Origin of the sequence: Streptomyces sp. NPDC050636, assembly GCF_040654775.1 — a bacterium.
Taxonomy (GTDB): Bacteria; Actinomycetota; Actinomycetes; order Streptomycetales; family Streptomycetaceae; genus Streptomyces.
Genome location: NZ_JBFAIP010000027.1, coordinates 54,770 through 72,039, shown reverse-complemented (window position 1 = coordinate 72,039; position 17,270 = coordinate 54,770). Strand labels below are relative to the sequence as shown.

At 69.7% G+C, this 17,270-nt stretch carries 16 protein-coding genes and 1 pseudogene; 10 read left to right on the top strand and 7 right to left on the bottom strand.

Annotated features, from left to right (window positions below):
• Nucleotides 1-67 precede the first annotated feature (67 nt).
• Nucleotides 68-1,192, top strand: coding sequence for a WYL domain-containing protein (locus tag AB0I10_RS21080; RefSeq protein ID WP_363154056.1), 1,125 nt, complete (start codon nucleotides 68-70; stop codon nucleotides 1,190-1,192).
• Nucleotides 1,193-1,201: 9 nt separating this feature from the next.
• Nucleotides 1,202-2,320 (top strand): phosphoserine transaminase, encoded by a 1,119-nt coding sequence (gene serC / locus AB0I10_RS21075; RefSeq protein WP_363154055.1) that lies wholly within the window; start codon nucleotides 1,202-1,204, stop codon nucleotides 2,318-2,320.
• A gap of 130 nt (nucleotides 2,321-2,450) precedes the next feature.
• Here serC and AB0I10_RS21070 read toward each other — a convergent pair whose 3' ends face one another.
• The gene (locus tag AB0I10_RS21070) at nucleotides 2,451-3,251 is read right to left on the bottom strand and encodes a DUF6333 family protein (RefSeq protein WP_363154054.1); all 801 of its coding nucleotides are present in this window, start codon (nucleotides 3,249-3,251) and stop codon (nucleotides 2,451-2,453) included.
• 198 nt (nucleotides 3,252-3,449) lie between these two features.
• Here AB0I10_RS21070 and AB0I10_RS21065 point away from each other — a divergent pair, with 198 nt between their 5' ends.
• Nucleotides 3,450-3,941 (top strand): PPOX class F420-dependent oxidoreductase, encoded by a 492-nt coding sequence (locus AB0I10_RS21065; protein ID WP_363154053.1) that lies wholly within the window; start codon nucleotides 3,450-3,452, stop codon nucleotides 3,939-3,941.
• Nucleotides 3,942-4,002: 61 nt separating this feature from the next.
• On the opposite strand, the gene AB0I10_RS21060 is transcribed toward AB0I10_RS21065, so the two are convergent.
• Nucleotides 4,003-5,031 (bottom strand): hypothetical protein, encoded by a 1,029-nt coding sequence (locus tag AB0I10_RS21060; RefSeq protein ID WP_363154052.1) that lies wholly within the window; start codon nucleotides 5,029-5,031, stop codon nucleotides 4,003-4,005.
• An 89-nt stretch (nucleotides 5,032-5,120) separates the two neighbouring features.
• On the opposite strand from AB0I10_RS21060, the gene AB0I10_RS21055 reads away from it, so the two are divergent.
• Nucleotides 5,121-5,831, top strand: coding sequence for a GDSL-type esterase/lipase family protein (locus AB0I10_RS21055; RefSeq protein ID WP_363154050.1), 711 nt, complete (start codon nucleotides 5,121-5,123; stop codon nucleotides 5,829-5,831).
• 94 nt (nucleotides 5,832-5,925) lie between these two features.
• Here the strand turns inward: AB0I10_RS21055 and AB0I10_RS21050 are convergent, their stop codons facing one another.
• Nucleotides 5,926-6,378: a hypothetical protein gene (locus AB0I10_RS21050; protein WP_363154049.1), complete on the bottom strand. Its 453-nt coding sequence runs from the start codon at nucleotides 6,376-6,378 to the stop codon at nucleotides 5,926-5,928.
• Nucleotides 6,379-6,668: 290 nt separating this feature from the next.
• Between AB0I10_RS21050 and AB0I10_RS21045 the strand changes: the two genes are divergently transcribed.
• Nucleotides 6,669-7,667 (top strand): aldo/keto reductase, encoded by a 999-nt coding sequence (locus AB0I10_RS21045; RefSeq protein WP_363154048.1) that lies wholly within the window; start codon nucleotides 6,669-6,671, stop codon nucleotides 7,665-7,667.
• Between the two features lie 201 nt (nucleotides 7,668-7,868).
• On the opposite strand, the gene thpR is transcribed toward AB0I10_RS21045, so the two are convergent.
• The 3 genes and pseudogenes from thpR to AB0I10_RS21030 all read right to left on the bottom strand — a co-directional run bounded on the left by thpR (nucleotide 7,869) and on the right by AB0I10_RS21030 (nucleotide 10,736).
• Nucleotides 7,869-8,432, bottom strand: coding sequence for an RNA 2',3'-cyclic phosphodiesterase (thpR, locus tag AB0I10_RS21040; RefSeq protein WP_363154047.1), 564 nt, complete (start codon nucleotides 8,430-8,432; stop codon nucleotides 7,869-7,871).
• A 485-nt stretch (nucleotides 8,433-8,917) separates the two neighbouring features.
• Nucleotides 8,918-10,270 (bottom strand): annotated as a pseudogene (locus AB0I10_RS21035) (MFS transporter); the annotation flags it as partial.
• A 28-nt stretch (nucleotides 10,271-10,298) separates the two neighbouring features.
• Nucleotides 10,299-10,736 (bottom strand): MarR family transcriptional regulator, encoded by a 438-nt coding sequence (locus AB0I10_RS21030; protein WP_363154046.1) that lies wholly within the window; start codon nucleotides 10,734-10,736, stop codon nucleotides 10,299-10,301.
• Between the two features lie 129 nt (nucleotides 10,737-10,865).
• On the opposite strand from AB0I10_RS21030, the gene AB0I10_RS21025 reads away from it, so the two are divergent.
• Nucleotides 10,866-11,072, top strand: a complete 207-nt coding sequence (locus tag AB0I10_RS21025) for a ribbon-helix-helix protein, CopG family (RefSeq protein WP_363154045.1) — start codon at nucleotides 10,866-10,868, stop codon at nucleotides 11,070-11,072.
• Nucleotides 11,073-11,180: 108 nt separating this feature from the next.
• Nucleotides 11,181-12,326, top strand: coding sequence for an RNA-guided endonuclease TnpB family protein (locus AB0I10_RS21020; protein ID WP_363154044.1), 1,146 nt, complete (start codon nucleotides 11,181-11,183; stop codon nucleotides 12,324-12,326).
• 205 nt (nucleotides 12,327-12,531) lie between these two features.
• On the opposite strand, the gene AB0I10_RS21015 is transcribed toward AB0I10_RS21020, so the two are convergent.
• Entirely contained in the window at nucleotides 12,532-13,998 is a 1,467-nt protein-coding gene (locus AB0I10_RS21015) for an NCS2 family permease (protein WP_363154043.1), read from the bottom strand.
• A 247-nt stretch (nucleotides 13,999-14,245) separates the two neighbouring features.
• On the opposite strand from AB0I10_RS21015, the gene AB0I10_RS21010 reads away from it, so the two are divergent.
• The 3 genes from AB0I10_RS21010 to AB0I10_RS21000 all read left to right on the top strand — a co-directional run bounded on the left by AB0I10_RS21010 (nucleotide 14,246) and on the right by AB0I10_RS21000 (nucleotide 17,217).
• Entirely contained in the window at nucleotides 14,246-14,500 is a 255-nt protein-coding gene (locus tag AB0I10_RS21010; RefSeq protein WP_363154042.1) for a DUF2530 domain-containing protein, read from the top strand.
• A 62-nt stretch (nucleotides 14,501-14,562) separates the two neighbouring features.
• Nucleotides 14,563-16,980 carry an HAD-IC family P-type ATPase gene (locus AB0I10_RS21005; protein ID WP_363154041.1) on the top strand — a complete coding sequence of 806 codons (2,418 nt, stop codon included), beginning with the start codon at nucleotides 14,563-14,565 and terminating at the stop codon, nucleotides 16,978-16,980.
• 33 nt (nucleotides 16,981-17,013) lie between these two features.
• On the top strand, nucleotides 17,014-17,217 hold the full coding sequence (locus tag AB0I10_RS21000; protein WP_363154040.1) for a hypothetical protein: 204 nt from the start codon (nucleotides 17,014-17,016) through the stop codon (nucleotides 17,215-17,217).
• Nucleotides 17,218-17,270: the final 53 nt, after the last annotated feature.

Here is a 17,270-nt window from a genome sequence, read left to right as displayed (position 1 = left end):
CCCCGCACTCTGCTGCCATAACCTGACACCCGCCGTCATATATACGCCCTCATATATAAACCCGGGTGTGAAAGCCGACCGCCTCCTCTCCGTCCTCCTGCTCCTCCAGACCCGCGGCCGGGTCCCCGCGAGCGAGCTCGCCGAACGGCTGGAGGTCTCCACCCGCACCATCTACCGCGATATCGAGTCCCTGTCGGCGGCCGGTGTGCCGGTCTACGCGGAGCGCGGCCGGCACGGCGGGATCGCGCTCCTGCCCGGCTTCCGTACAGATGTGACCGGGATGACCACCGACGAGGCCCGCGCACTGTTCATCCTGGCCGCGCAGGGCGCGCACACCGCCCTCGGTCTGGACGACGCTCTGGGCTCGGCGCTGCGCAAGGTGATGGCGGCGCTGCCCGCACCGCACCGCCCGGCCGCCGAACTCGCGGGCCGGCGCATCCTCGTGGACCCGGACCGCTGGATGAGCGGGCCCCGCCCGGCCGTCGACCTGGGCACCCTCCACACCGCCGTCTTCACCGACCTGCGGCTGCGCATCCGCTACCGACACGGCGGCGAGACCCGGCTGCGGACCTACACCGTCGATCCGTACGGGCTCGCCGCCAAGGCCGGGACCTGGTACCTCGTCGCGGACCGGCGCGGCAGGCCGCGGCTGTTCCGCGCGGACCGGGTGGCGTCGGCCACCGTCACCGACGCGCCCGTGCGCCGCCGCGCGGGCGTGGAGCTGGCCGATGTCTGGCAGGTGCTGCGGCGCGAGGTGGAGGAGCGGCCGGCGCCGGTACGGGTGACCGCCCGGATCCGCCGGGACCGGCTGGATCTGGCCGTGCGCATCCTCGGCGGCGCGCTGACCGGCCCGCCACGAACGAGTGATGCCGGGGACGCGGGGGATACCGGGGACGCCGGGGGTACCGGGGACGCGGGGGATACCGGGGACGCCGGGCGCGCGAGTATCACCGAGGGCTCCGGAGAAGCCGACGACGGCTGGGCGACCATCGAGCTGGCGTACCCGGTCATCAGCGCCGTCCGCCAACTGCTCCAGTTCGGCGACTCCCTCGAAGTGCTCGCCCCGCCCGAGGCCCGCGAGGTGATGGCCCGCGCCGCGGCCGCCACCGCGGCCCGGTACACGTCCACCGTACGGCCCTCCGTCATCTCATCCGGTGGACGCGCCGCCGAAGCCCCCACCACGACGGATTAGGCTTCGCCTGTGGCTGATATCCAGATTCCCGCTGACATCAAGCCCGCCGACGGACGCTTCGGCGCGGGCCCCTCCAAGGTGCGTACGGAGGCGCTTGGCGCCCTCGCCGCCACCGGTAGCTCTCTTCTCGGTACGTCCCACCGCCAGGCCCCGGTCAAGAACCTGGTCGGCAAGGTGCGCGACGGCGTACGCGATCTCTTCCAGCTCCCCGAGGGCTACGAGGTCGTCCTGGGCAACGGCGGCTCCACCGCGTTCTGGGACATCGCGACGCACGGCCTGATCGAGAACAAGTCCCAGCACCTGTCCTTCGGCGAGTTCTCCTCCAAGTTCGCCAAGGCCGCCAAGCTCGCGCCCTGGCTGGCGGAGCCCACCGTCATCTCCGCCGAGCCCGGTACGCACCCGGAGCCCGCGGCCGAGGCGGGCGTGGACGTCTACGCGTTCACCCACAACGAGACCTCGACCGGTGTCGCCGCCCCGATCAAGCGCGTCGCGGGCGCCGACTCCGGCTCCCTCGTCCTGGTCGACGCCACCTCCGGCGCCGGCGGCCTCCCCGTGGACATCACCGAGACCGATGTCTACTACTTCGCGCCGCAGAAGTCCTTCGCCGCCGACGGCGGTCTGTGGCTGGCGGCCTTCTCCCCCGCCGCCCTGGAGCGCGCCCGCGCCATCCACGCGTCCGGCCGCCACATCCCCGAGTTCTTCTCGCTCCCCACGGCGATCGACAACTCCCTCAAGAACCAGACGTACAACACCCCGGCCCTGTCCACCCTCTTCCTCCTCAACGAGCAGCTGGAGTGGATCAACGGCCAGGGCGGCCTGGACTGGGCGGTCCGCCGCACCGCCACCTCCTCCCGCACCCTCTACGGCTGGGCCGAGGACTCCAAGCACGCCACCCCGTTCGTCACCGACCCGGCCAAGCGCTCGCAGGTCATCGGCACGATCGACTTCACCGACGACATCGACGCGGCCGCCATCGCCAAGGCCCTGCGCGCCAACGGCATCGTCGACACCGAGCCCTACCGCAAGCTCGGCCGCAACCAGCTGCGCGTCGCGATGTTCCCGGCGATCGACCCGGCGGATGTCGAGGCACTGACGGCCTGCATCGATTACGTCATCGAGAAGCTGTAGCGGAGGCGCCGCCGTCGCGGCTTCCGACGGGCCCCGGCGGGCAACTGCCGGGGCCTGTTCGTTGCCGGGGCTCGTTCGTTGCCGGTGCGATGCCGATGGCGACGCCTCGGGCAGGTGACGCCCGGTCGCCTCAGCTGCCCAACCACACCTCCTTCAGGTCGCCTTCGGCGCGTTCCGAGCGGCGGACCCGGAAGACGGACACCTTCAGGTCCTCCGTGGCGCTCCAGCCGAAGTCGCCGAAGCCCCCGAGGAAGAGGTCGGTGTAGGCACCCCAGTTGCCATAGCCGGGGTCGTCGGGCTCTTCGGGGTCCATGTACACATCCCTCACCGACGCGGGATCGATCCCTACGGCGCGCAGCAGTTCCTCCGGGTCGCCGTGGACCTCGATCCCCGGGTCGGCGTCACCCCACCCGCTGGCGTCCACCTGCCGGCCCCCGGGCAGGTCCACCAGATCCTGGTAATAGTTGAGCCCGTAGTCCATGTGCATCGTCCCGACGATCCGGGCCTCCGGATTCAGCTCGCGTTGCAGTTCGACCTCCTCGTCCATCCCGCAACCCATGCCGTAGTCACCCAGCGCGGGGTCGCTGACCCACACGTAGTTGCCCCAGCAGCCGACGGCGACATAAGCGAGCTCGGCACGCTCCGTGGGCTCCTCCAGCTCTCCCCTCCGGCGGGCCGGCAACTGCTCCAGGACCTCATCGACGGTGCCCAGCGTCTCGACTATTCGACGGGCCCGCACCGGGTCATGCGGTTCCAGGGCCGGCGGACCGCCGATCGCCCCCGGCTCGGGGAACGGCGGGAAGTACATCATCAGTTCGGTCGTGCTGCCCCGCCACGGCCTCACACGGTCAGGGTGATCGACCCACGCCCCGACGAATTCGGGCTTCTCGTCCTCGCCTGCGTTCTTCTCGTCATCGTCAACGTTCACCATGCTTCGAAGGCTAACCACGCCCACTGACAACGCGGTTGGGCCGGCCGCGCCCCCGTTACCGACGGCGGCAACCCGGTCTTCGCGCTGGGCCTGACCGCGCTCCTGGACGGCTTCGAAGAGGTGTCATCGCCACCCGTACGCGGCCGAACGGGTGAACCCGGGCATGACGAAACGGTCCGCTTGTGCCTGTATGGGGACATGAAGATTCCAGCGACCCCCGGCCTGGCCCCCTTCGAGCGGCAGGGGACGGTCCTGCTCACCTCGTTCAAGCGGGACGGCACCGGCGTCGGCACACCGGTCAATATCGCCATCGACGGCGACCACGCGTACTTCCGCACGTACGGCAGCGCCTGGAAGGCGAAGCGGATGCGGAACTTCCCCGAGGTGGAGATCTGCGCCTCCACCCTGCGCGGCCGGCCCACCGGCCCGGCCCTCAAGGCGCGGGTACGGCTGCTCGACCCGGAGACCCGGGAGTACCGGCGCGCGGAGCGCTCCCTGACCCGTAAGTACCCGCTGATCCACGGGCTGTTGGTGCCGCTGGCGCACCGCCTCAAGAAGGAGAAGACGCTGCATTACGAGCTGCGGCTGATCGAAGGGGACGGGGAAGGGCAAGGGGAAGGGGAAGACCGGGGGGACGGGGCGGATGAGGGGGGCGGGGGTGCCGGAGCCGAAAGCGGCGGCACCCCGTAGGCCCGGCCTCCGGCACCCGCCGCCCGCCGCTACCCGCCGTCCCCGCTACCCGCCGCTCCCGCTAATCGCGCCGCCGCACCAGCTTCCGCAGCACCATGACCAGCGCCGTGGCCCCGAGCAGGACCATCGCCCCCTTGCCGAAGCTGGGCTGCGCCCCCGCATCCCCCGGATTCCCGGAACTCCCTGCCCCCGCACCGCCGTTGCTGCTCCCTCCCGGCGCCGGATGCCCCTCCCCCGGGCCATCGCCCTTCGCCGACTCCGGAAGCTGGTCGTCCGTCAGCCCGGTCGGCTCGACCTCGCTGCCCGGCCCCTCGGACCCGTACATCAGCGTCCGGCCGTCGGGGGCGAAGGTGACCGACTCCCCCTGCTGCTGGATCGGCACGCCCACGCTGCCGATGTCCTTCGGGCGGCCGTCCTGCCAGCGGTACATCCGGCCACCGAAATAGCTGCGCAGCGCCAACCGTGTGCCGTCCGGGGAGAACGCGCCGTCGGTCACCCACAGGTCGATCGGCGAAACCTTGCGGAAGGTGTTGACGCCGGAGGTGGTGAGCCGCTGCGGGCCCTCGTAGAGCGCGCCGCCGCCACCCTGCTTCTTGCTGGCGATATAGACCCGGCCGGTCTTGGGGTGCACCATCAGCGCTTCCGCGTCGCGCGGCCCGTCCGCGTACTTCACGGTGAACTGGGCGGCGTTGACCGTGGCATCACGCAGCCGCTTCGGCTCGGGAAAGCGGTAGACCCACACGTGGTCCCACGTACCGTCGCGGTTGTCACCGATATCGCCGATGTAGACATTGCCGTCCGGGCCGATCGAGATCGCCTCGACGTCACGGGGCGCGCCGATCCCGCGCAGGGTGACGGTGGCGACGGTACGCCCCGACGCGGCATCGACGGCGTAGATGTACGGGCCGTCATCACTGTCGTTGTGGGTCCAGTAGACACCGGGGTGCGCGCGGCTGGCCGCCAGACCGCTGGACTCGGTGATCCTGGCATCACTGATCTTGAAGCCGTCGGGCTCATCGGCGGCGGCCGGCCCGGCCGCCGCGTACAGGACCATCCCCGCGGCACCGGCCGCGCACAGAAGCGAACGCATGGGCACAGACTGCCATCCCGGCCCGCGGTACGCCGGGCGTGTCGAGCGTCACGTACCAGGCAGTAAGGTTTGTCGGCCATCATGGCCGGATGAGGATCATGTTCGTCGGTGACTCGATGACAGTTGGGCACACCGGCGATTTCACGTGGCGCTATCGCATGTGGCAGCACCTGCAGGCGACGTTCGACGGCGGCTACCGCATCGTCGGACCGCGCCATACGCTCCATGACACCCTCCAGGACACCCCCACCTCACACGAGTACGGCGACCCCGGCTTCCCCGGCCCGGCCCGCCGCCACCTCGCCGGCTGGGGCGAGGGCTGGCTGCACATGGCGCCCCTGATCGGCGACGCGGTACGCCGCCACAACGCCGACACGCTGCTCGTCTCGCTGGGCCTCATAGACCTCGGCTTCTACACGAACGCCGACCAGACAGCGGAAAACGTCCGGCACTTCGTGACCGAGGCGCGCGCGGCCGCCCCGCACATACGGGCCGTACTGATGCCCGTCATACCCAACGTGCGAGCGGTCACCGACACCGCATTCGGCGAGCAGTGCGCACGCTTCAACGAACTGCTGGCCAAGGCCGTCGCCGACCTCTCCACGCCCGCCTCACCACTGCTCCTCGCCTCCGAACCGGCCGGGTGGGAAATCGACCGCGCGACGTACGACGGGACACATCCGTCGGCGTCGGGCGAGCATCTGCTGGCGGGGGCGTTCGCCGATGCGATGCATCAGGCGTGGGGGGCCGGGGGTCCGTACGTGGCACGCGAGGACCTGGCGGCGACGGCGCTGTCCTAGACGAGTAGGTCCTATGGCCTGTCCGATGGGTCAGGGCCGGGCCCGTGGAACGGATCCACGCGGACGACCTCCGCGCGGATCCGTCGACCGGAGGTCAGTCGAGATCCTCCGAATAGTCGGTCGTGGAGCAACCCTCGACCTCGCCGTCCTCGGCCACCCTGCCCGCCGGCACCTTGAAGTCCGGGGTGCAATTGAGGAACCGCAGCCCGGCCTTGAGGAGCTGCCGCCGCTGGTCGTCGCTGCTCGGGTCGACGGCGAAGTCGTCGCCGATCATGAGGTCGTCCTGTTCGTCCTCGTCCCCCTTGACGGCGGTCTGGAACGCCTCCATGTCCTCGACGGTGATGAAGTCGACGTCACCGTCGCCGCCCGCCGGGTCCTCGCACTCGCCACCGCCGTTGATACCCGTCATCCCCATGGCCTCCACCTGCTGCACCTCTTGGGGCGAGGCGATGTCGACGGACTCGCAGCTGAGCGTCGACGTGAGGAAGTCCCCGGCTCCCTGAGGCGAATCCGCGGAGGGCAGGCCGCAGGCGGAAACCGATGCCAAGGCGAAAACGGTTCCGGCGATGGCAAGTGTTCGGTGGAAACGCATGACGTTCCTTTGCAGATGTGGCTTTGAGCCGAGCGCGCCGACCGGATGAGGCAGTGCCTCGGCTGCGAGGGTGAAGAAAGCCATCCACTCTCCCCCGCTCCCCCGCCAGGATGAGTTTGACCGGGACATGGTAAGCGAAGCCGCATGTCAGCGGAGGCCGTCGCCCCGAGCCCCCCTCGCCCCACCACGACGCACCCGCCCACGCCCTTGATTGGAGCGCACTCCAAGGCGTTGGCTGAGCAACCATGGAGTACACGCAGCTCGGACGCACCGGACTCAAGGTCAGCCGACTCGTCCTCGGGACGATGAACTTCGGACCTCAGACGGACGAGGCCGACAGCCACCTCATCATGGACGCCGCGCTCGACGCGGGCGTCAATTTCTTCGACACCGCCAACGTCTACGGATGGGGCGAGAACAAGGGCCGCACGGAAGAGATCATCGGCACCTGGTTCGCCAAGGGCGGCGGCCGACGCGACAAGACCGTGCTGGCCACCAAGGTCTACGGCAACATGGCGGCCGACGGCGGGCAGGTCTGGCCCAACCAGGACAAGCTCTCCGCCCTCAACATCCGGCGCGCGGTCGACGCCAGCCTCAAGCGGCTGGGTACCGACCACATCGATCTGTACCAGTTCCACCACGTCGACCGCACGACGCCCTGGGACGAGATCTGGCAGGCCATCGACGTCCTGGTCCAGCAGGGCAAGATCCTCTACGCGGGGTCCTCGAACCACGCCGGCTGGCATCTCGCCCAGGCCAACGAGGCGGCCCGGCGGCGCGGTTCGTACGGCCTGGTCAGCGAGCAGTGCCTGTACAACCTCGCCGAGCGGCGCGCCGAGATGGAGGTCATCCCGGCGGCCGAGAGCTACGGGCTGGGCGTCATCCCCTGGTCGCCACTGCACGGCGGGCTGCTGGGCGGCGCCATCCGCAAGGAGCGGGAGGGCGGCGCGGCGCGTTCGGGCTCCGGGCGGTCCGGCGACGCGCTCGCCAACTCGGCGATCCGCGCCCAGATCCAGGCGTACGAGGACCTGCTCGACAAGTACGGCCTGGAGCCCGGCGAGGTCGCACTGGCCTGGCTGCTCACCCGGCCCGGGGTGACCGGGCCGATCGTCGGCCCGCGGACCGCGGAGCAGCTCGCCTCCGCGCTGCGCGCCGTCGAGCTGACGCTGCCGGACGGGCTCCTCGCGGACCTGGACGAGATCTTCCCGGGGCCCGGCCCGTCGCCGGAGGCCTTCGCCTGGTGAGTGACGTCCGGTACGGCGGCGCCCGGCGGTCGGGCGTTGCCGTACCGGGCACGGCGGCGTACCTGGAAGGTCAGCGGACGGCGGCCGCCACGATCACGACGACGAGCAGCACGGCGAAAAGACCGGACATGATCCGGTTACGGGTTTGGGGATCCACCCGATGAGCGTAACCGGACCGGTTCGGGACGCGTCAGCCAGCCGTCAGTGACCCAGCGGCCAGGTCGCCACGGACTCGTACCGCGGCTGGTTGCCCGCGACGCCGGCGACGGGCGGATGGCTGCGCACGAGAGCCAGCTCGCCGACCGTCCACGGCGTGCCCTCGAAGTGGGAGAGCCCGGCCGCGAAGGGGGCCAGGCCCAGGTCGGTGCGGTTCCTGGCGAGCGTGAGATGCGGGTGGTACGGGCGGTGGTCGGCCATCGGCACGCCGGCCCGGCGCGCTCCCGCCTCCGCCGAGTCCGCCAGCTTCCGCATGGTCTCCCGGTCGCCCTCGGCGCCCGCCCACACCACCCGGTCGTCGAACCGTCCGCCATCCGCGATCCGCAGCTCGTACGGCGGGTGCCGATGCGCGGCCCGCGCCAGCCGCTCCTCCAGCTCGGGCAGCACCTCGACCGGCACTTCCCCGAAGAACGCGAGGGTGAAGTGCCAGCCGTCCGGCCCGGTCCAGCGCAGCCGGTCCGCGCCGGGGAGTTCCTTCAACTGCGCCACCTCATCGGCCAGTTCGGCGATGGCGGGGGCGGGCGGGAGGATGGCGGCGAAGAGTCTCATGGGCCAGAGTCTTGCGTATCCGCGGTCCGCTGCGCTGTGCCGGGGCCGTCTTGGTTGCTCGCCGTCTTCGGCTGTCCCGCCGTGGGGGTTCCTCGCCGTTGTTCCCCCACTGCCTGAAGGGCGTGGGAGGTGCCCCCATGCGGCGGGCGGTGCCGCTGCGCGGGGCTGTCGGGTGCGGTGACGAGCCTCCGGACTTCGTCCTGCGGCCCGTCCCCTCCCGTTGTGGTGGGGAGGGAGGAGGTGAGTGGGGGCGTTCCTGCGTCGCCTCCTGCTGCTCGTCGTCCGCAGGCACCGGTTTGGGGAAGGCTGTCAGGACGGCGCGCGCCCTCACGTCTTTTCACTACCCACCCACGGGAGGGGCCGGACCGCAGGACGGAGTCCAGAGGTCCGGCACCGCGGCCGAACAGCCCCGCGCAGCGGCACCGGCCAGCCGCAGCAACCACGGCGGGAAAGCCAAAGACGGCCCGGACAGAGCGTCGCGGACCGGCGAGGACCAGGCCGATCACGGCACCGGCCGCGAGCGAGACCGCACCGCCGGCGAGGAAACCGATCCGGGCGCCGTACGTGTCGGTGACCCAGCCGACCAGCGGCGCGCCCAGTGGCGTACCGCCCATGAAGACCATCATGAACAGGCTCATCACCCGGCCGCGCATCAGCGGATCGGTGGCCATCTGGATGCTCGAATTGGCGGTGACGTTGATCGTCAGGCCGACCATGCCGATGGGCGCGAGGAGCGCCGCGAAGATCCAGAAGGAGGGGGCGAGGGCGGCGGTGATCTCCAGGGCGCCGAACACCATCGCCGCGCCCACCAACAGCCGCAGAGGGGACGAACCGCGTCGCGCCGCGAGCAGCGCGCCGATCAGCGATCCGCCCGCCATCAGGCCGTTGAACAGGGCGTATGTACCGGCGTCGGCGTGGAAGACCTGGTAGACGAACGCGGTCAGCCAGATCGGGAAGTTGAAGCCGAAGGTGCCGATGAAGCCGACCAGCATGATGGGCCAGATCAGTTCGGGCCGTCCGGACACATAGCGCAGGCCCTCTCGCAGCTGGCCCTTGCTGCGCGGGACCCGGTCGACCGGGTGGAGGTCGGCGGTGCGCATCATCAGCAGTCCGGCGATCGGCGCGATGAACGACAGGCCGTTGAACAGGAACGCCCAGCCGCTGCCGAAGGCGGTGATCAGCACGCCGGCGACGGCCGGGCCGATCAGGCGCGCGGACTGGAAGTTGGCGGAGTTGAGGCTGACGGCGTTCCGCAGATCGTCCGGGCCGACCATCTCGACGACGAAGGCCTGGCGGGACGGGTTGTCGAGGACGGTGACCAGGCCGACGGCGAAGGCCACCAGGTAGACGTGCCAGACCTGCACGTGGCCGCTGAGGGTGAGCGCGGCGAGGGCCAGGCCGGTGAGGCCCATGGCGGACTGGGTGATCAGCAGCAGCTTGCGCTTGGGGAAGCGGTCGGCGATCACGCCGCCGTACAGCCCGAAGAGCAGCATGGGGAGAAATTGCAGCGCGGTGGTGATGCCGACGGCCCAGGAGGAGCCGGTGAGGCTCAGGACCAGCCAGTCCTGGGCGATGCGCTGCATCCAGGTGCCGGTGTTGGACACCACCTGGCCGGTGGCGAAAAGGCGGTAGTTGCGTATGCGGAGCGAACTGAACGTGCCCTTGCGCGGTGTGGCGGCGGGGCCCGTGGCGGTACCGGCAGTGGCGGTACCGGCGGCATCCGGGCCGGCGGCGGCACCCGGGGCGGAGCCCGAGGCGGTCGCGGTCGCGTCGTCGGAAACCGTGTCGTGGTCGGAGTTCGGTGCGGGGGCGGAGTGTGCTCCGGATCCCGTACTCAAAGTGGGTTCGCCTCCTTGGCCTGGGGTTCTACAACTCTGCGAGTTTCTCCAGCACGGGCGCGGCGGCCCGCAGCTTCGCCCACTCGTCGTCGTCCAGCCCGGAGGCCAGCTCGGCGAGCCAGGCGTTGCGCTTGCGGCGGCTCTCTTCGAGCATCGCCTCGGCCTGTTCTGTCTGCGTGACGACCTTCTGGCGGCGGTCGTCGGGGTGCGGCTCCAGCCGGACCAGCCCCTTGGCCTCCAGCATGGCCACGATGCGGGTCATCGACGGCGGCTGCACATGCTCCTTGCGGGCCAGCTCACCGGGGGTGGCGTGGCCGCACCGGGCAAGGGTGCCGAGCACCGACATCTCGGTAGGGCTGAGCGACTCGTCGACCCGCTGGTTCTTGAGTCGGCGGGACAGGCGCATCACTGCGCCCCGCAGAGCGCTCACGGCAGCAGCATCGTCGCCGCTGGACAGTTCCGGCATGTTCATTAGGGTAACTCATTACCTTATCTAAGTAAAGCCTTCGATCACCCGCCCTCGGGATCACCCATATGAGTGAGGACCCGGCCGAAAGTGACACGCCTGACCAGGTCGTGCAGGGACGGTGTCCGTATGGGATCGAGAGTGCTCAGCCTGCGGGTCGAAGGGGAGCTGCTGGAGCGCGTTCGGCAGCACGCCGCAAAACGCGGAATGAGCGTCCAGGACTATGTGGTCCGGACGCTCATTCGCGATGACTTCGACGAACGCTTCAAGTCGTCGGTCGACGAGACGGAGAGGTTCTACAGCGGTGCCGCGATAGAGGCCCCGGGGGCTACTTGACGCCTTGTCGGGGTTATTCGCAGTGCGCCGGGCTTCAGCCCGGACGCCCTTGAGGTCGGTTCTGATCCCTCCGTACTGAGCCATAAGCCAAGTAGAACGGTGATGGGCATGCAGCTTCGTTACGCCTTCCGTATCGAGCCGGGCCCCGGTCAACGCATCTCGCTGAACCAGGCATTCGGCTGCGCACGGGTGGTGTGGAACGACTGCCTTCGGGCACGGCGGGACGCGCGCGCCGAGGGCCTGCCGTATCCGAAGTCGGCCCAGCTATCGAAGCGGTTCATCACCGAGGCGAAGCGCACCCCGCAGAGGGCATGGCTCGGGGAGGTTTCCGCCGTGGTGCTGCAACAGTCCCTGCGGGACCTGGACACGGCGTACTCCAACTTCTTCGGGAGCATCAAGGGCACCCGCAAGGGGCCGAAGATCGGTGAGCCCCGAATGAAGACGAAGCGGGACAATCGACAGGCCGTGAGGTTCACCGCGAATGCCCGCTGGTCGATCACAGCGGACGGGAAGCTGAATCTTCCCAAGATCGGACCTGTGCAGGTCCGCTGGTCCCGCGCGTTGCCGTCCGTGCCGTCCGTGCCGTCCACCGTGACCGTGACCGTGATCAAAGACTCGTCCAACCGGTACTGGGCGAGCTTCATCGTGGAGACCGACCCAGCGGCCGAGATCCTGCCCCCGGCCGGAGGAGACCAGGGCATCGACCTTGGCCTGACCCACTTCGCAGTTATGGCCGACGGGTCACGGATCAAGTCCCCTCGCTTCCTGCGCAGGGCCGAGAAGAAGCTCCGCCGTGAGCAGCGCCGCCTGTCCCGCAAGGCCAAAGGCTCGAACAACCGCGACAAGCAGCGGGTCAAAGTCGCCAGGGCACACGCCAAGGTGGCCGACGCGCGCAAGGACTTTCACCACAAGCTCTCGACCAAGCTGATTCGCGAGAACGAAGCCATCAGCGTGGAGACCTTGAGTGTGAAGGGTCTTGCCCGTACCCGGCTGGCCAAGTCCGTGCACGACGCGGGATGGTCGACGTTCGTCAACATGCTGGAGTACAAAGCCGCCAGGTACGGCCGCATGCTCACCAAGGTGGACCGGGCGTTCCCGTCCTCCCAGGTGTGTTCCGCCTGCGGGCATCGAGACGGACCCAAGCCCCTGCACATCCCGGCATGGACCTGTGACCGGTGCGGCACCCGACACGACCGCGACCACAACGCGGCGAAGAACGTGAAGTACGAAGGGCGGCGCATCCGCGCCGTGTAGAGCAGTACCACCCACCCCCGGGCCGGGGGCCCTTGTCGGGTAACCGCCAAGGTAAACGCCTGCGGAGCGCACGTAAGACCAGGGTTTGCCCCGGCAGCGCGCACAACACCCACCAGCGTGGGGAGGAAGCAGGAACCCAGCTCAAGGCAAACCGTGGCAACGGACGCCAGCGAGGGAATCGCCCACGCTCACGTGGGCGAGGAGGTCAATTGACGCCCAGGAGCTGCTCGATCGGGTTCAGCAGGAAGTAGACGAGGAAGCAGAGCCCGACCGCGTCCAGCAGCCACGGGATCTTCTTGAAGTGTCCGGTCGCGGTCCGCAGCAGGATGTACGCCAGGACGCCGATGCCGATGCCGTTGGTGATGCTGTACGTGAAGGGCATCGAGATCATCGTCAGGAACGCCGGGATACCGACGGTGAAGTCGCCCCAGTCGATGTCCCGGACGTTCGAGGCCATGATCAGGAAGCCGACGACGACCAGCGCCGGCGTCGCGGCCTGCGAGGGCACCACGGTCGCCAGCGGTGTGAAGATCAGCGCGAGCAGGAAGAGGCCACCGGTCATCAGGTTCGCCAGGCCCGTGCGGGCCCCCTCGCCGACGCCGGCCGTGGACTCCACGAAGCAGGTGTTGGCGGAGGCGGAACCGGCGCCGCCGGCCGCGACCGCGATGCCGTCCACCATCAGGATCCGGCCCATGCCCGGCAGATTGCCGTCCTTGTCGGTCAGCCCGGCCTCCTCGCCGACGCCGATGATGGTGCCCATCGCGTCGAAGAAGCCGGACAGCAGCACGGTGAAGACGAACAGGCAGCCGGTGAGCAGGCCGACTTCCTTGAAGCCGCCGAAGAGGCTGATCTCGCCGATCAGGCCGAAGTCGGGCGCGCCGACGATCTGGTCCGGCACGTTCGGGACGGCGAGGCCCCAGGCGGCGTCCGGGATGTCGGCGACCGCGTTGATGATGATCGCGACGACGGCCATGGTGACCATCCCGATGAGGATCGCACCCTTGGTCCGCCGCACGATCAGCATGAACATCAGCACCAGGCCGAGGACGAAGACCAGCACCGGCCAGCCGGCGAGCTGACCGCCCTGGCCCAGGCCCATCGGGACGGTGGTGTGCGCGGCGTCCGGGTTACGGGTCACAAAGCCCGCGTCGACCAGGCCGATCAGCGAGATGAACAAGCCGATGCCGATCGCGATGGCCCGCCGCAGCCCGTTGGGGATGGCGTCCATCACCCGCTGCCGCAGACCCGAGGCGACCAGGATCATCAGCACCAGACCGGCGAGCACGACCATGCCCATCGCGTCCGGCCAGCTCATCTTGGGGGCGAGCTGCAGGGAGACGACGGCGTTGATGCCCAGGCCGGCGGCGATGGCGATCGGGACATTGCCGATGACACCCATCAGGACGGTGCACAGGCCAGCCATCAGCGCGGTAGCGGTGACCAGCTGGGCATTGTCGAGGTGATGGCCGAACTTGTCTGTACCGGCGCCGAGAATGATCGGGTTCAGCACGATGATGTAGGCCATCGCGAAGAACGTCGCCAGACCGCCGCGCAGTTCGCGGCCGACCGTCGACCCCCGCTCGGAGATCTTGAAAAACCGGTCGAGGCTGCCCTTGGCGGGGTGACCTGGACTCTTGAGGGGGTCGACCGGCGTGGTGGTCGAGGGCGGCATGGGCGGACCTCAGTCGGACGGGCCTGGGGGAGGCGCGGGGGCCCGAGGGCCCGGAATACGTACTCGAACAGAAAACATGAGTGACTGGATCAATTTGGATAAAGCAACGAGCCAATCCAGTCAGATCCAGAAAGGTTCAGTATGAATAAACAATGCGCTGATCGCTATCTCCGCGCGTAGACCCTTGTGGCGTACGGCCTCCACCGCCGCCCGCAGGCGCCGTGCACCCTCCCCGTAAGCTGAACCCATGTGGAAAAGGTCCGAACTGCGCGAGGCCCCGGCGCCTCTCGAAGGTCCCGTCGTCGGCACGATCACCGGCGGCACCATCATCTGGTTCGTGCTCTTCCTCGGCCAGCTCCCCTTCTACGGCTGGTACGCCGACCGCGATCTCGCCTGGTGGGTGTGGACCTGCCTGGCCGGCGGCGGCCTCGGCCTGCTCGGCATCTGGTACGTCCGCAAGCGCGATGCCGCCATCAAGCGCGCGGCGTCCGACGCCCCCTGAGCGGACGCGGCACCGCGGCACCCAGCGGGTGAAGTGCGCATTCCGCCCGTAACGTCGGGGGCATGACGCAGCGGGCGAAGACCGACGTCGAGGAACCCGAACCGGACGGCACACCCGCCGGCAGGACCGTCCCCGCTCCTGCCCACCGCGGACTGACCGCCGCCGAGGTCGCCGAACGGGTGGCCCGGGGCGAGGTCAACGACGTCCCCGTGCGGTCCTCCCGCTCGACCGTCGAGATCATCCGCGCCAACGTCCTCACCCGGTTCAACGCCATCATCGGCGTACTGTTCGTGATCATCCTGGTCGTCGGCCCGATCCAGGACGGTCTGTTCGGCTTTGTCATCGTCGCCAACACCGGCATCGGCATCGTCCAGGAGCTGCGCGCCAAGCGGACCCTGGACAACCTCGCGGTCATCGGCGAGGCCAGGCCGACCGTGCGGCGCGACGGCATGGCCGCCGAGATTTCCACCTCCGAGGTCGTCCTCGGCGATGTGATCGAACTCGGGCCCGGCGACAAGGTCATCGTCGACGGCGAGGTACTGGAGACCGACGGCCTGGAGATCGACGAGTCGCTACTGACCGGCGAGGCCGACCCGGTCCTGAAGCGGCCCGGCGAGCGGATGATGTCCGGCAGCTTCGTCGTCGCGGGCGGCGGCGCGTTCGCCGCGACCAAGGTCGGCCGCGAGGCGTACGCGGCCCAGCTCGCCGAGGAGGCCAGCCGGTTCACCCTGGTCCACTCCGAGCTGCGTACCGGCATCAGCCAGATCCTCAAGTACGTGACCTGGATGATGGTCCCGACCGCCATCGGCCTCATCCTCAGCCACCTCCACACGCTCAACCTGGCGGGCGACGAGGCCGTCCGCCGGATGGTGGCCGGCATCGTCCCGATGATCCCCGAGGGGCTGGTCCTGCTGACCTCGGTCGCCTTCGCGATCGGCGTCATCCGGCTCGGCCGCCGGCAGTGCCTGGTACAGGAGCTGCCCGCCATCGAGGGGCTGGCCCGGGTCGATGTGGTGTGCCTGGACAAGACCGGCACGCTCACCGAGGGCGGGATGGACGTCAGCGAGCTGCGTCCCCGGAACGGGTCGGACGAGGCGTATGTCAGGCAGGTGCTGGGCGCCCTCGGCGAGTCCGACCCGCGGCCCAATGCCTCCCTCCAGGCGATCATCGATGTCTGTCCCGCCGATGCCGGCTGGCGCTGCACCGAGTCGCTCCCGTTCTCCTCCGCCCGCAAATACAGCGGCGCCTCCTTCAACGGCCCGGACGGCGAGAGCACCACCTGGCTGCTCGGCGCCCCCGACGTGCTGCTGCCGGCCGGCGACCCCGGCCTCGCCGAGATCGACGACCTCAACTCCCGGGGCCTGCGGGTGCTGCTGCTGGCCCGTTCCGCCAAGGAACTGGACGACCCCGAGGTGGCGCGCGGCGTACGGCCCGCCGCGCTGGTCGTCCTCGAACAGCGGCTGCGTCCGGACGCCACGGACACCCTGCGCTACTTCGAGGAGCAGGGCGTCCAGGCCAAGGTCATCTCCGGCGACAACGCGGTGTCGGTGGGCGCGGTGGCAGGCAAGCTGGGGCTGCCGGGCGCGGACGCACCGGTGGACGCCCGCCGGCTGCCGGCCGATACGGACGGCATGGCATCCGCCGTCGAACAGGGCGCGGTGTTCGGCCGGGTCACCCCGCAGCAGAAACGGGAGATGGTCGCCGCCCTCCAGTCGCGCGGCCACAACGTCGCGATGACCGGCGACGGCGTCAATGACGTCCTCGCCCTCAAGGACGCGGACATCGGCGTCGCGATGGGCTCCGGCAGCGAGGCCACCCGGGCCGTCGCACAGATCGTCCTGCTGAACAACAGTTTCGCGACGCTGCCGTCCGTCGTCGCCGAGGGCCGCCGGGTGATCGGCAACATCACCCGCGTGGCGACCCTCTTCCTCACCAAGACCGTCTACTCGGTCCTGCTGGCGATCCTGGTCGCCTGCTGCCGGATCCCCTACCCGTACCTGCCGCGCCACCTCACCCTGCTGTCCACCCTGACCATCGGCGTCCCGGCGTTCTTCCTGGCCCTCGCCCCCAACAAGGAGCGCGCCAGACCACACTTCGTACGGCGCGTGATGCGGTACGCGGTCCCGTCCGGCCTCATCACGGGCGCCGCCGCCTTCGCCACCTATCTGCTGGCCCGCGGCCACTACAGCGGCCCGGACGCGCTGGCCGCCGAGACCAGCGCGGCGACGCTGACGCTCTTCCTCACCGCGATGTGGGTGCTGGCGATCATCGCCCGCCCCTACACGTGGTGGCGGATCGGCCTGGTGCTGGCGATGGGCGCGGGCTTCCTGATCGTCCTGATCACGCCCTGGCTGCAGCGGTTCTTCGACCTGAGGCTGGTCGGTACGACGATGCCGTGGGCGGCGACGGGCATCGCGGTGGTCGCGGCGCTGCTGCTGGAGATCACTTGGCGGTGGGTGGGCCGCAGGTACCCGGTTTGAGGGCGCCGCCCTGTTCGCCTAGGCTCCATGTTCATGACATTCAACACGGGGGACCTCGCGCACGAGATCCTGGCGCGCGGCGGACATGGACACGGCCACACCACCCACACCAGCACGGGCGGCACCGACTACGGGGACGACAGCGACAGCAGCACGGACTGGGTGATCTGGCCGGTCCTCGCCATCGGCGTGATCGTGTTCGTCGTGACCCTCGCCAAGAAGCTCCGCTCCCGCTGAGCCCGTGCGGCGGGCGCCCGCACCGTGTGCGGCCCGCCCGCCGTCACCACCGG